The sequence below is a fragment of the Arthrobacter sp. YAF16 genome (assembly GCF_052113385.1).
Taxonomy (GTDB): domain Bacteria; phylum Actinomycetota; class Actinomycetes; order Actinomycetales; family Micrococcaceae; genus Arthrobacter.
Map to the genome: position 1 here is coordinate 644426 of NZ_JBFRDC010000001.1, position 13896 is coordinate 658321.

Annotated in this window: 12 protein-coding genes; 9 read left to right on the forward strand and 3 right to left on the reverse strand. The window is 69.5% G+C overall.

Going from position 1 to position 13896, the window contains the following annotated elements; genetic code table 11:
• Positions 1 to 36: 36 nt before the first annotated feature.
• Positions 37 to 1302 (reverse strand): D-inositol-3-phosphate glycosyltransferase, encoded by a 1266-nt coding sequence (mshA, locus tag AB4Y91_RS03120; protein ID WP_441417077.1) that lies wholly within the window; start codon positions 1300 to 1302, stop codon positions 37 to 39.
• Between the two features lie 97 nt (positions 1303 to 1399).
• Here mshA and AB4Y91_RS03125 point away from each other — a divergent pair, with 97 nt between their 5' ends.
• The gene (locus AB4Y91_RS03125) at positions 1400 to 1936 is read left to right on the forward strand and encodes a GNAT family N-acetyltransferase (RefSeq protein WP_441417078.1); all 537 of its coding nucleotides are present in this window, start codon (positions 1400 to 1402) and stop codon (positions 1934 to 1936) included.
• 83 nt (positions 1937 to 2019) lie between these two features.
• Positions 2020 to 3804, forward strand: coding sequence for a glycoside hydrolase family 5 protein (locus tag AB4Y91_RS03130; protein ID WP_441417079.1), 1785 nt, complete (start codon positions 2020 to 2022; stop codon positions 3802 to 3804).
• 55 nt (positions 3805 to 3859) lie between these two features.
• On the opposite strand, the gene AB4Y91_RS03135 is transcribed toward AB4Y91_RS03130, so the two are convergent.
• Complete coding sequence (locus AB4Y91_RS03135) at positions 3860 to 5275, reverse strand: family 4 glycosyl hydrolase (RefSeq protein ID WP_441417080.1); 1416 nt, start codon at positions 5273 to 5275, stop codon at positions 3860 to 3862.
• An 82-nt stretch (positions 5276 to 5357) separates the two neighbouring features.
• On the opposite strand from AB4Y91_RS03135, the gene AB4Y91_RS03140 reads away from it, so the two are divergent.
• From AB4Y91_RS03140 to tsaD, 6 genes are all read left to right on the forward strand, one after another.
• Positions 5358 to 6449 carry a carbohydrate kinase family protein gene (locus tag AB4Y91_RS03140; RefSeq protein ID WP_441417081.1) on the forward strand — a complete coding sequence of 364 codons (1092 nt, stop codon included), beginning with the start codon at positions 5358 to 5360 and terminating at the stop codon, positions 6447 to 6449.
• Between the two features lie 760 nt (positions 6450 to 7209).
• Entirely contained in the window at positions 7210 to 8433 is a 1224-nt protein-coding gene (gene alr, locus AB4Y91_RS03145; RefSeq protein WP_441417082.1) for an alanine racemase, read from the forward strand.
• Complete coding sequence (gene tsaE / locus AB4Y91_RS03150; RefSeq protein ID WP_441417083.1) at positions 8430 to 9041, forward strand: tRNA (adenosine(37)-N6)-threonylcarbamoyltransferase complex ATPase subunit type 1 TsaE; 612 nt, start codon at positions 8430 to 8432, stop codon at positions 9039 to 9041. The genes alr and tsaE overlap by 4 nt, the downstream gene beginning before the upstream one ends.
• Before the next feature lie 2 nt (positions 9042 to 9043).
• A complete protein-coding gene (tsaB, locus tag AB4Y91_RS03155; RefSeq protein ID WP_441417084.1) occupies positions 9044 to 9715 on the forward strand; it encodes a tRNA (adenosine(37)-N6)-threonylcarbamoyltransferase complex dimerization subunit type 1 TsaB in 672 nt (223 codons plus the stop codon).
• A 53-nt stretch (positions 9716 to 9768) separates the two neighbouring features.
• Positions 9769 to 10260, forward strand: coding sequence for a ribosomal protein S18-alanine N-acetyltransferase (rimI, locus tag AB4Y91_RS03160; RefSeq protein WP_441417085.1), 492 nt, complete (start codon positions 9769 to 9771; stop codon positions 10258 to 10260).
• On the forward strand, positions 10257 to 11396 hold the full coding sequence (gene tsaD, locus AB4Y91_RS03165; RefSeq protein ID WP_441417086.1) for a tRNA (adenosine(37)-N6)-threonylcarbamoyltransferase complex transferase subunit TsaD: 1140 nt from the start codon (positions 10257 to 10259) through the stop codon (positions 11394 to 11396). Before rimI ends, tsaD begins: the two co-directional genes overlap by 4 nt.
• A 16-nt stretch (positions 11397 to 11412) precedes the next feature.
• Here tsaD and AB4Y91_RS03170 read toward each other — a convergent pair whose 3' ends face one another.
• Positions 11413 to 12564: a glutamate--cysteine ligase gene (locus AB4Y91_RS03170; protein WP_441417087.1), complete on the reverse strand. Its 1152-nt coding sequence runs from the start codon at positions 12562 to 12564 to the stop codon at positions 11413 to 11415.
• 491 nt (positions 12565 to 13055) lie between these two features.
• On the opposite strand from AB4Y91_RS03170, the gene AB4Y91_RS03175 reads away from it, so the two are divergent.
• Positions 13056 to 13889: a shikimate 5-dehydrogenase gene (locus AB4Y91_RS03175; RefSeq protein WP_441417088.1), complete on the forward strand. Its 834-nt coding sequence runs from the start codon at positions 13056 to 13058 to the stop codon at positions 13887 to 13889.
• The last annotated feature ends 7 nt before the right edge of the window (positions 13890 to 13896 follow it).

Below are 13896 nucleotides of genomic sequence, written 5' to 3' on the forward strand. Positions count from 1 at the left end.
GCCGGCGGTTCCGGCCAGGCGCCCGGTGTGGTTCCCTCAGGGCGTGTGGCCCACCGGGATGCTCCGTGTTCCAAAATACTGGAGCAATGCGGACTGGTAGCTCTCCAGCGTAATCGCGGCGGTGCGCTGCCAGCCGAAGCCCTGGGCGTGCACCGACGCCGCGCGGCCCATGTCCTCCCGGGTGGCCGGGTCGTCGTGCAGTGCCTCCAGGGCATCGGCCCAGTCCGCGGCTTTGTGCCCTTCCACCAGCAGCCCGGTCCGGCCGTCGAAGATCGCCCGCGACAGCCCGCCCACCTTCGTGGCGACCACGGGCGTTCCGCAGGCCTGGGCCTCCAGCGCGACGAGGCCGAACGACTCGCTGTAAGAAGGCATCACCACGACGTCGGCCGAACGGTACCAGCCTGCCAGCTTGGGCGCGCTGACCGGCGGATGGTGCGTGACGACGTCATCCATCCCGGCGGCGGTGATCAGGGCCTTGAGGTCGAAGTCCTTCGCACCGCTCACCGCACCGAGGATGGTCAGCTGCAGGTCGATGTCCGGGCGGCGCGCACGCAGCAGCGCGGCCGCCTTGATCAGGATCTGCGGGCCTTTGAGCCGCTGGATCCGCCCGGCGAAGAGCAGGTGGAAGCGGCCCGGCGGGACCCCGTGCTGGCTGCGGGCGCGGCTCCGGAAGGCAGGCGTGAAGACGGAAAGGTCCACGCCCGGGGGCGCCACGTCGATCCGGTCGGGGTCGGCGTCGTAGTGCGAGACCAGCTCGGCGGCCTCGGCGCCGGTGTTGGCGATCAGCCGGGTGGCGCCCTCGACGATCCGGTGTTCACCATCCTCGCGCCGGCGCGGCTCGGGCTGCTCGCCGGATTCCAGCAGCAGGTTCTTGACCTTGGCCATGGTGTGCATGGTGTGCACCAGCGGCACCCCCCACAGCTCCGAGAGTTCGAGGCCCGCGACGCCGGAAACCCAGTAGTGCGAATGGATGACGTCGTAGCGGCCATGCGGCTGCAGCTGCTTGATCCGGTCGATTTCGGCCACCATGCTGTGCAGCAGCGCCGGCAGTTCCTCCTTGGGAAGTTTCCGCGGCGGCCCGGCGAGCACGTTGTGCACGCAGACTCCCGGGGTGGGGTGTTCGACAGCGGCCTGGCCGGCCGCGTTGGACCGCGTGAAAATCTCCACCTCGACGCCGGTCTCCGCGAGGGCGGCGGCGAGGGCCCGGATGTACACGTTCATGCCGCCGGCGTCCCCGGACCCGGGCTGCTCCATCGGCGAGGTGTGCAGGGAGAGGAAAGCGACACGGCGGACCAGCGGCATCTTCTTCCTTCCCTTCGCGTGACGTGGATTCGGTAAAACATTACTCCTGAACGCCGGGCCGGTTCGCGGGCGGCTGCCTGCTGCTAGCGTGGCGGCTGTGAGCGCAAACGCAAAAGACCGGCCGGCCACGGCGTCGTGGGAGATCCGCGAGGCCACCGCGCAGGACTGGGCCGCCATCTGGGAGATCCTGGAGCCTGTGATCCGTGCCGGGGAGACGTTTACCTGGGACCGCGACACCACGGAGGACCAGGCCCGCGCCAAGTGGTTCAAAACCGTCCCGGGCAGGACCTTCGTCGCCGTCGGAACTGGCCGGTTCGACGGCGTCGTACTGGGCACCGGCGAGCTGCACGCGAACCAGGGCGGCGGCGGCAGCCACGTCGCCAACGCCGGCTACATGGTCCGCGCCGGTTACGGCGGCCAGGGAGTGGCCCGGGCGTTGTGCGCCTACTCGCTGGACGCCGCCCGCGCCGCGGGCTTCCGCGCCATGCAGTTCAACGCCGTGGTGGAAAGCAACGTCCGGGCCGTCGCCGCCTGGCAAGCCATGGGCTTCGAGATCCTCGCCACCATCCCGGAAGCCTTCCGGCACCCGCAGCTGGGCTACGTGGGACTGCACGTGATGTACCGCAAGCTATAGCTGCCTTCGCCGGATTCAACCCAAGACATTTTCTGCCGGCCCGAATAGGCTGGCCCTCTGGGGGCCGAGCGAGGGAGGCCTGAATGCCCGGAAGTGGCGATCCGCAACTGCCGCACCAGGAACGGCGCAGTCCTGAACGGGGTGCACGACGGCGCCGCTTGCCTGGGTGGGTTCCGGCCGTCCTGCTGCTGGTGGTTCCGTTGCTGGTCATGGCCGGGTGCACGCTGGCCCGGAACAACGACAGAAGCTCCTCGGCGGAGAATTCGCCGGGCTTCGTCACCGCCTCGGGCCGCGGCCTCGTCCTCAACGGCGAGCCCACCCGGCTGAAAGCGGTGAATTTCTCCAACTTCTACCATCGAAACCTGAACGGGGCCGAGCTTCCTAATTCGCAGCACCATGCGGGGGACGACTTTGCCCGGGCGAAAGAAATTGGCTTCAACAGCATCCGCTTCGCCTTCGACGGGGACTGGTATGTCGACTCCCCGCAGGTCTTCTGGCAGTGGCTGGACCAAAACGTGGCCTGGGCGCGGGAACACGGGATGCGCCTGATCCTGGATCTGCACACCCCGATCGGCGGATTCTGGCTGGACCCCACCAGCGACGCCGTCAGTTTCGACATCTGGTCCAACCCCCGACTGCAGCAGCAGAACGCGGACCTGTGGCGCGATATCGCAGCCCGTTACAAGGATGAACCAGCCATCGCAGCCTACGACCTGCTCAATGAGCCGGTGACGACTGACGCGACCGGGGAACAATGGAAAGTGCTGGCCGGGCAGTTGGTCGCCGCAGTCCGGTCCGAGGACCAGAACCACCTTCTGGTTGTGGGCGGGATCTATGGGGTCAACGGCAGCTACGGCTTCTCCGGGGTCGACCAGCATTTCCTTGTTGATGACGACAACGTGGTTTACGACTTCCACTTCTACGAGCCCATCAAATACACCCACCAGTATGCGTCCTGGGTCGAGGGCCCGGTTCAGGACGGCGGGCGCTATCCCGACCCCGACACCATTCTCCCGACCGGTCAGCGGGTCCTGCTGCCGGAAAGCCGCATCGCAACCAAGTCCTTGCCGCCCGGCACCTCAGGCTGGGCGGCGTATGACAGCGGCATCGTAACTATCGAGGACAGCAGCGCGGTGGCGGCTGCACCCATGGTCACTGCGCAGGGCGGCATGCGCGGAACGGCCGGTTTCGATGCAATCAGGGTGACCGAATACGGCCCCGACGGGACCGAACTCCGGCAAGTCATCAACGATCCCCTGGACCGCGACTCGACGTTGGACTGGCATCAATGGCAGTACGGGGACACGGCGGCGCCGCCGAAGTTCGCGCGGGAGAAGACCGGGCACCAGGACAGCGGCAGCCTCTCCATCAGCAATGCCGTCGACGCCACGGCAATCGCAGGGTGGAGCAACGACGCCCACCTGTTCAAGGTCGTGCCGGGTAACAAGTACCGCATCCAGGGCCACATGCGGGGGCAGAACATTGCGGCCTCGGCCGGTTCGGCACCCCGGATCGGGCTCCAGCTCGACGTCTACGCACAGTCGCCCGGAACACCCGGAAACGGCTTCCTGGCACGCGACAAAGGCTATTTGGCACATGAGTTGGGGAAGCGACTCAAGTTCGGCATCGATAACAACGTGCCGATGTCGGTCATGGAGTTCGGACTGGTCCGGCAAGCATTTGAGATGGAGGGCAAGGGCGGCAGCCAGTGGGTCACCGACATGCTTGATCTCCTGGCGGAGAACGAGCTCAGCTTCGCGTACTGGGAATACCACGGGACCCAGATGGGGCTCTACCTCAGCGGCACCGGCCAGCCGGGCGAACCCAACAAGGCGCTACAGGAGACCCTCGCCCGCGGACTGCGTTGAGCGGACTGCGCTGAGTGGCCCGCGTTGAGCGGCCCGCGTTGAGCGGCGGACTCGGCTAGGAGTCACCGGAACTGCGGACGTCGCTGCGCCAGAGCTGCAACAGGCCCGGGAACGCTGCCTCGTAACCGGCGAGCAGCTTCGCCGCGAGCTCGTCCGAGTCGACCAGCGGATGCCGGGCGAACGCGGCGAGGGCGGCCCCGCGCCGCAGGCTGCCGGGACCCGGCCCGGTGGCCTGGACCACGAGCCGTTCCACCTCCTTGATCCGCAGCATCAGCGCGAGCTGCGCTTCCGACGGGCGGTCCTGTGGGAGCGGCACCACTCCGTCGGCGTCCACCCGGCAGGGGACCTCCACGACGGCGTCCGCCGGCAGCCCCGGGATCGCGGCAGTCCGTGCACCGTCCGGGCCGGGTAGCGCGTTGGGGGTATTCAGCACCAGTTCGGCCCCGCCGCCACCGGAGAGGGCGCGCATCACCGCCAGCGCGACGCGCTCATAGCCGCCGCCGGCCAGGTCCTCCTCGTCCCGGTGCTCGCCAGCGGTTCGGGCCTCGGCCAGGTAGCCCTCCTCGCGGGACCGGCGGGCGGCATCCCAGAGCCCGTAGGCCTCCGCACCGGCGGACGCGAGCCGCGGATACAGCTCGGACTGCTGCCGGTGGATGGACTCGCCGCGGGTCTGGGCAGCGGCCCGCATGGCGGCCAGGGCGCGGGCGGTCTCGTAGTAGTAGAACAGGTACTCGTTCGGCAGGCAGCCGAGGCCGGCCAGAAAGGGTTGGGGGAAGAGCCGGCCCTCCTCGAAACCTGCCAGGGTCCCGGCGTCGGCGAGCAGGGCGGGGAGGACATCCCTGCCGCCGGACTCCAGCCGGTACAGCCAGCCCAGGTGGTTGAGCCCGTAGTAGCCGACGCCGTCGAGCCTGCCCTCGGGCAGCACGACGCCGGCGGCCCGCGCCGCGCGGTGCACCAGTCCGCCGGCCGAATCGCAGATACCCACCACCCGGCGGCCCAGCACCGGGACCAGGGCCTCGGTCACCATGCCAGCCGGATTCGTGAAGTTGACCAGCCACGCCCCGGGGCAGAAACGTTTCATCGCCTGCGCCAGGGCCAACATCGGCGGGATGGTGCGCAGGGCGTAGGAGATGCCGCCGGCGCCGGTGGTCTCCTGGCCCAACACGCCCAGCTCCTGCGCCACGCGCTCGTCGGCCGTGCGGCCGGCCGTGCCGCCGGGCCGGATGGCGGCGAAAACCATGTCCGTGCCGGACAGGGCCTCGGCCAGCGACGTGGTGGTGCGGACCGGCGGCCCGCCGCCTTGTTCCCTGCCCGGCAGGGAGGCCAGCACCGCTTCGATGGCGGCCAGCCGGCCGGCGTCGACGTCGTACAGCACCAGCTCCCGGACCAGCCCGGCAAAGGGACCGGCGGAGAGCGCCCGGTAGACCAGCGGCACCCGGAATCCGCCGCCGCCAGCAATCATGAGCCGCATGGCTGCAGTCTATTCCGCGCCGCGCTGATGGGCCCGGAACGTCGTCTTTCGCCGGCTACCTGGACGGCGTAGTGTGCCGTGTATGGACGCGATTCCAGCGCCGCGCTTCGACCCGCTCGCCGCCGTCCGTACCCCGGCGGCGGGAAGCTTCGACGTGCTCCTGACCGGCACCGTGTTCCAGGACATCATCTTCACCGGGCTGCCGCACGCACCCCGGCCCGGCACGGAAATCTGGAGCGACGGGATGGGCAGCTGTCCCGGCGGGGTGGCGAACCAGGCCATCGCCGCGGCACGGCTGGGGCTGAGGACCGGGCTGGCCGCCGCGTTTGGCGACGACGGCTACGGCGACTACAACTGGAAGATCCTCGACCGGCAGGAACACGTGGACCTGTCGCTGTCGCGGCGCGTTCCCGGCTGGCACTCGCCGGTCACCGTGTCGCTGAGTGTCGAGAAGGACCGGTCCATGGTGACCCACGGCCACCCGGCGCCGGTAACCTCAAGCGAACTGATCGGCTGCCCGCCGCCCGCGCTCGCCGCCGTCGCCGAGCTAGGCGAGGAGCTGGAACCGTGGGCCGTCGACGCGCACCGGGCCGGTGTGCGTCTCTTCGGCGACGTCGGCTGGGATCCCACCGGGACGTGGGCGCAGGCGCGACTGGACAACCTGAAATACTTCCACGCCTTCATGCCGAACCAGCAGGAGGCCATGGCGTTCACCGGCAAGGACAACCCGTGGGCCGCGCTCTACGCGCTCGCGGACAGGGTCCCAGTGGCCGTGGTGACCCTGGGGCCGCAGGGATCCATGGCGGTGGACTCCGAGACCGGTGAGGAGGAGTGGGTGCCGTCGCTGCCCGTGGCGGCCTTCGACCCCACCGGGGCCGGGGACTGCTTCGGGGCCGCGTTCATCGTCGGCTGCCTGGCCGGCTGGCCGCTGGGGGACCGGCTCCGGTTCGCCAACCTGTGCGCGGCCCTGGCCGTGCAGCAGGTGGGCGGCTCGCTGGCCGCTCCCGGCTGGGGCGACCTCGCCGACTGGTGGCAGCGGGCCAATGCCCGCAAGGAGCGGCAGGGCAGTCAATGGCTGCGCCGCTACCGTTTCCTGGAAGAAATCGTCCGCGACGTGCCGCCGGAGGCGCAGCGGCGGGCGACGGCGACGATTGCGCACCTCTCCGACGCGTAGCCCTTGGGGTGGCGGGCGGCTGGGGAGCGGGTGCGGGCTGCGGGCCGAGGACTGCAGGCCGAGGGACATGCCCTGCGCGCGGGCTGTGGACTGGACATATTCCGCATATGCCCACTCGTGGCTGCGAGGGGTGGGCATGTCCCGAAGCCAGGAATGGACCCGTGCATGGTTTGGGGGCGCCGCGGGGTGCAGGCCGAGGGACATGCCCTGCGCCCGGGCTGTGCACTGGACATATTCCGCATATGCCCACTCGTGGCTGCGAGGGGTGGGCATGTCCCGAAGCCAGGAATGGACCCGTGCATGGTTTGGGACGCCGCGGGGTGCGGGACATGGGACATGCCCTGCGCCCGGGCTGTGGACTGGACATAGTCCGCATATGCCCACTCGTGGCTGCGAGGGGTGGGCATGTCCCGAAGCCAGGAATGGACCCGTGCATGGTTTGGGACGCCGCGGGGTGCGGGCCGAGGGACATGCCCCGCGCCCGGGCCGTGGACTGGACATATTCCGCATATGCCCACTCGTAGCTGCGAGGGGTGGGCATGTCCCGACGCCAGGAATGGATCCGTGAATGGTTTGGGATGCCGCGGGGTGCGGGCGAGGGACATGCCCTGCGCCCGGGCCGTGGACTGGACATAGTCCGCATATGCCCAGTCGCGGCTGCGAGGGATGGGCATGTCCCGAAGCCAAGGATGGGCATGTCCCAAAGTGCGGGGCGCCAGCGGAATTCAGCAGGATCTGCGGCCACCCGTAGAATCGTAAAGTGATATACCCAGCAGCAACAGGTGATTTCCGGCCGGTGGCGGAAGCAGGTCCGGACCACGTCGAGGAGCGCTCGGCCGTCATCGACCTCGAGGCGATACGGCACAACGTCCGGCGGCTGGCCAAGGTGGCTTCGCCGGCGAAGGTGATGGCCGTCGTCAAGGCCGACGCCTACGGCCACGGGGCCATCCCGGTGGCCCGCGCCGCGCTCAGCGCCGGGGCCAGTTGGCTAGGCGTCGCACATATCTCCGAGGCGCTTGCCCTGCGCGCCGCCGGGATCGAGGCCCCCCTGCTGGCTTGGCTGCACACCCCCGAGAGCAACTTTGCCGCCGCCGTCGCTGCCGGGATCGACATCGGCTGCTCCGGCTGGGAGCTGGGCCGGATCGTAGCCGCAGCCCGCGAGCAGGAACGCCCAGCCAGGATTCACCTGAAGGTGGACACCGGGCTCGGCCGCAACGGCGCCACCCTGGAGTCCTGGGACACCCTGCTCGGCGAAGCGCTGGACTACCAGGACCAGGGCCTGCTGCGGGTGGTGGGCATTTTCTCCCACCTTGCCGTGGCCGACGAACCCGAGCGCCCCGAAACCGACGAGCAACTTGCCGCCTTCCGCGATGTCCTGGCGATGGCCCAGGACGCCGGCGTCGATCCCGAGGTCCGCCACCTCGCGAACACCCCGGCGACGCTGTCCCGCCCGGACACGCACTTCGACCTCGTCCGGGTGGGCCTTGGCATCTACGGGCTCTCACCGTTCGAGGGCCAGACTTCCGCGGAGATCGGGCTGCGCCCGGCAATGACAGTCCGCACCGTCGTCTCGCACTGCAAGGACGTGCCCGCCGGCCAGGGTGTCTCCTACGGACTGAACTACCGCACCGGGGGCGCCAGCACGCTGGGCCTCGTCCCGCTGGGATACGCCGACGGCGTTCCGCGCGTCGCCACCGGAGGTCCGATCCGGGTGGCCGGAATCAGCTACCCCGTGGTGGGCCGCATCGCGATGGACCAGATGGTGATCGACCTCGGCCCGCTCCACGTCTCCGCCGGCGGTCCCAGCCTGCTGGGTGCCGAAGCCGTGATGTTCGGAAACGGTGCCGACGGCGGTCCCACCGCCGAGGACTGGGCCAGGGCAGCCGGCACCAACAACTACGAGATCGTCACCCGCATCAGCCCGCGGGTGCCGCGCCGCTACATCAACGAAGAGCCCGCACCGGGCGACGGGGCCGCGCAGTGAGCCACCCGGCCTGGCAGCGGACCCTGGAAGTGGGGACCGCGGAGCAGACACATGCCCTCGCGGCCGGCCTTGGCGCCGAGTTGCAGGCGGGCGACCTGCTAGTGCTCAGCGGCGAGCTTGGCGCCGGGAAGACCACCTTCACGCAGGGGCTCGGCGAGGGCCTTGGCGTCCGCGCCGGAATCATCTCTCCCACGTTCGTGCTGGTGCGGATCCACCCTAACCTTCCGGACGGACCCCGTCCCGGCGGCCCGGACCTGGTCCACGTCGACGCGTACCGGCTCGCCTCTGCTTCCGAAATCGACGACATCGACCTGGAAAACACCATGGACAGTGCAGTGACCGTCGTGGAGTGGGGCCGCGGCCGGGTGGAGCACCTGAGCGAGAGCCGGCTGGAGGTGGAGCTGCAACGCCGGCTGGGTAGCGCCCAGCCCAGCGGCACAGCCCCGTCCGGCCCCGCACAGCCCGGCACCGACGTGCTGGATTTCGACACCGACGACGCCGACGAGCCCAGGACCGTGGTCTTCCGCGGCTTTGGGCCGCGCTGGGCCGAACCGCCCGCCGCCCTTGCCGGAATCCCTGACCTGCCCGCGACCACGGAAACGGACTGAAGATGCTGATCCTCGCCATCGATACCTCGGCCGTTGCCAGCGCGGCGCTCGTTTCCGATGATTCCCTGGAATCTGTCGTCGGCAGCTTCGCCACCGCGGACACCCGCAGCCATGCCGAGGTGTTGGCCCCGGGCATCAAGCAGCTGCTCGCCGCCGCGGGTCTCAGCGGCGCCGACGTCGACGTCATTGTCACCGGGGTGGGACCGGGTCCATTCACGGGCCTCCGCTCCGGCATCGTCACCGCCCGCAGCCTGGCTTTCGTCTGGCAAAAGCCCCTCTACGGGCTCATGAGCCTGGATGCCATTGCCCTGGAGGTAGCGGAGTCCACGGAAGCGGCCCCGGAGTTCATTGTGGCCACCGACGCGCGGCGCAAGGAGGTCTACTGGGCCCGCTACGCGCTGGCCGGGAGCCAGCTGCCGCAGCTGCTGGACGGGCCGCATGTGGGCTTCGCCGCCGATCTGCCGGACCTTCCGGTCTACGGCGCGGGCGCGGGTCTGTACCCGGACGTCCTCAATGCCGTCCCCGAGTTCGCCGCGCGGCAGCCCGAGGCGCTTTTGCTGGGCCAGTTCGCGCTCGCGCGGCTCGCCGCCGGGGAGCAGCTCCTGGACACCACCCCGTTGTACCTGCGGGAATCGGACGCGCAGGTCCCGGGCCCGCGGAAGCGCGCCCTGTGAACGCCCCGGATACGCCGCGCGGACCGTCCCCGGCAGGTGTGAGCCTCAGGGACATGGCCTCCGCGGACATCCCCGCGGTGCACGAGCTGGAGCGCCGGCTGTTCCCGGTGGACGCCTGGCCCCTGCAGATGTTTGTCGACGAGCTCGCCCAGACCGAGACCCGACGCTACATCGTTGCCGAGTCCGGCGGCTCAATCGTCGGGTACGCGGGGCTGATGTGCATCGAACCCATCGCGGACGTGCAGACCATCGCGGTTGTGCCCGAACAGGAGGGCCGTGGCATCGGTTCGGCGCTGCTGACCGAGCTCATCCGGGAAAGCCGGCGGCGGCATGCGGCCGATGTGCTGCTGGAGGTGCGCGCGGACAACCCCCGCGCCCAGCAGCTCTACCGGCGCTTCGGCTTCGAGCAGATCCATGTCCGGCCGCGCTACTACCGCGACGGCGTCGACGCGCTCATCATGCGGCTCGAGCTGCACGCGACGGAACAGCCAGCGCCCGGCAACACCACGGACCACACACAGCCAAGGGGAACAGGCCAAGAATGAACCACCACCCACGCAGCTCCGCCCCCCTGGTGCTTGGGATCGAGTCCTCCTGCGACGAGACCGGCGTCGGCATCGTCCGCGGCACCCGCCTGCTCGCCAACACCGTCTCGTCCTCCATGGAGGAGCACGTGCGCTTCGGCGGGGTCATCCCCGAGATCGCCTCCCGCGCGCACCTCGACGCCTTCGTCCCCACCCTCCGGGAAGCGCTCGCCGCAGCGGAAGTGACGCTGGACGATATCGACGCCATCGCTGTCACCTCCGGCCCGGGACTGGCCGGAGCCCTGATGGTGGGCGTCTGCGCAGCCAAGGCCCTCGCCGTCGCCACCGGCAAGCCGCTGTACGCGATCAACCACCTCGTGGCGCATGTGGGCGTCGGACTGCTCGAGCCCGGCGGCGGCGCGCCGGAGGACGGCGGCTCGGACGACAGCGGGCAGGCGGCCGGCTCCGGGACCGCCCTGCCGGAGAACCTCGGCGCGCTCCTGGTCTCCGGCGGCCACACCGAGATCCTCCGGATCCGCAGCATCACGGACGACGTCGAGCTGCTGGGCTCCACGATCGACGACGCCGCCGGCGAGGCGTACGACAAGGTGGCCCGGCTGCTGGGGCTCGGCTACCCGGGCGGGCCGGCCATCGACAAGCTGGCACGCACCGGCAATGCGAAGGCGATCCGTTTCCCCCGTGGTCTTACCCAGCCCAAGTACATGGGGACCGCGGAGGAACCCGGCCCGCACCGCTACGACTGGTCCTTCAGCGGACTCAAGACCGCCGTCGCCCGCTGCGTGGAGCAGTTCGAGGCGCGCGGCGAAGCGGTGCCGGTGGCGGACATTGCGGCCGCCTTCCAGGAGGCCGTGGTGGACGTGATCACCTCCAAGGCGGTGCTCGCCTGCCGCGAAAACGGCATCACCGAACTGCTGCTGGGCGGGGGAGTGGCGGCGAACTCGCGGTTGCGCCAGCTCACGGAGCAGCGCTGCACGGCGGCCGGAATCCGGCTGACCGTCCCGCCGCTCTCGCTGTGCACGGACAACGGGGCCATGGTGGCCGCGCTCGGGGCGCAGCTGGTGATGTCCGGAATAGTGCCGAGCGGGCTCGGCTTCGCGCCGGACTCGTCGATGCCGGTGACGAGCGTATCCGCCTAGGGGACGGCCCAGGAATCTAGGCTTCGGGCCCTTTGCGCATCTGCTCGACCAGATCCAGGACGACGGCGCGCAGGTCCCCGCCGTGCTCCGCGGCGACGCGGCGCTGCCGCTGGTAGCCGGCCCCGCGCTCGATAATCTTCTCGACGTCGGCCAGCTCCGCGCTGCAGCCGAGCTTGGCAGCCACGGGCTCGAGCCGGGCCAGCGTCTCCCGCAGGTGCTCGGTGACGAGCTGCTCGTTGCCCTCGGCGTCGAGGATGATAATTGCGTCCAGACCGTAGCGGGCCGCGCGCCACTTGTTTTCCTGGACATGCCAGGGCGGCATGGTCGGGATGGTGCCGCCGTTGTCCAGGATGGTGGAGAACTCGTCCACGAGGCACTGGGTCAGGGCGGCGATGGCCCCCACCTCCTCAAGCGTGGCCAGGCCGTCGCAGATGCGCATCTCGATGGTGCCGAGGTTGGGTACCGGCCGGATGTCCCAGCGGATCTCGGAGAGGGTGTCGATCACCCCGGTGGTGAACATGTCCTGGACGTAGGACTCGTATTCTTCCCAGCTGGAGAACTGGAACGGCAGTCCCGCCGTCGGCAGCTGCTGGAACATCAGCGCGCGCTGCGAGGCGTAGCCGGTGTCCTCGCCGCCCCAGAACGGGCTGGAGGCGGAAAGCGCCTGGAAGTGCGGGAAGTAATTGACGAGCCCGTCGAGTACAGGAAGTACCTTGTCGCGGCTGTCGAGGCCCACGTGCACGTGGACGCCGTAGATGACCATCTGGCGGCCCCACCATTGGGTGCGGTCGATCAGCTTGGCGTACCGCGCCTTGTCGGTGACGGGCTGGAGCTGCGGCGGGCTGAAGGGGTGGCTGCCGGCGCAGAAGACTTCGACGCCCATCGGGTCGGTGACCTCGCGCACCGCGGCGAGGGAACTGTTCAGGTCCGCCTTCGCTTCCGCCACGGTGGTGCAGATGCCCGTGACGAGCTCCACCGTGTTGAGCAGCAGCTCCTGTTTGATGTGCGGGTGTTCGTCATCCTCGTTCAGCTCGGGATGCCGGGCGGACACGCCGCGGAGCACCTCGCTGGCCACCGAGGCCAGCTCACCGGTTTCGGCGTTGACGAGCGCGAGCTCCCATTCCACACCAAGAGTTGATTGCCTGGATGAAGCGAAATCAATCTTCATGTGGTCCCTTCGCTGTTTTGTTGCCCGCCGGAGTTTGTCACCCGCCAGTGTGTGTTCGCCGCCGGTGTTCATTGGCCGCTGGTGTTCATTGGCCGCTGGTGCAGCCCGGTTGCGGCATGCAGTGGCCAGGCAGCGGTGTTCAAAGTCTAGTGCAGGGGTAGCATCCAACTGGTGGTCAAGTTACAGCTGATGCGTGAGAGTTTTCACAGAAGAAGCCTGTTCCCGGCAGCCGCGGCGGTTCTGACAGGGCTCGCCCTGGTATCCACAGGCTGCACCGGCCCCGGCGCCTCGAATCCCGCCCCGTCCCAGGGCCGGAGTGTCCACAGCGCCCCTCCGCCGGCCGGAGATGCCCGTTCCGCGAAGCCACGCCCCCTCGGATGGGGTCCGGACCAGCGCCCCCGGGAAGCTGCCGGTCGCCGTCGGGCGGCAAGGGCCTGGTTCCGGCTGCCGCTGAGCCGTTGCCGTGGCGTTTCGTGGCGTTTAATGGTGCTGTGCCCATCCTGAATAAAGACATGACCCTGTGCATCTCGCTCTCGGCCCGGCCGAGCAACAACGGGACCCGCTTCCACAACCACCTGTACGAACAGCTGGGCCTGAACTGGATCTACAAGGCCTTCGCCCCCACCGACCTGGCCCAGGCCATCGCCGGCGTGCGGGGCCTGGGCATCCGCGGCTGCGCCGTGTCCATGCCATTCAAGGAAGACGTCATCGCCCTCGTGGATGTCATGGACCCGTCCGCGAAAGCCATCGACTCGGTCAACACGATCGTCAACGACGGCGGGAAGCTCACGGCCTACAACACCGACTACACGGCGATCGAGCAGCTGCTGGAACGCAACGCCGTCCCCACGGACAACACGGTGTGGCTGCTGGGCGCCGGTGGAATGGCGAAGGCCACTGCGGCGGCACTGCGCGACGCCGGATTCCGGCACGTCACGATCATCGCCCGCAACGAGGCGGCCGGCCGGGCGCTCGCCGGGCTCTACGGATTCGAATGGCGTGCAGTACTCCCGGCCCCGGATTCCGCAGAGGGCACAGCCGACCTGCTGATCAACGTGACGCCCGTCGGCATGGCCGGCGGCCCCGAGTCCGGCGCCCTGTCCTTCCCGCCGGAAGCCGTGGCGGCCGCGAAGGTGGTGTTCGATGTTGTGGCGCTGCCCGCCGAAACGCCGCTGATCAAAGCCGCGCGGGCGGCCGGCAAGCAGGTGATCACCGGCGCCGAGGTCGCCACCATCCAGGCCCTCGAACAGTTCGTGCTCTACACGGGCATCCGGCCCAGCGACGAACAGGTCCGTGCCGCCGAGGAGTTCATGCGGGCCCAGTAGCCCCGCC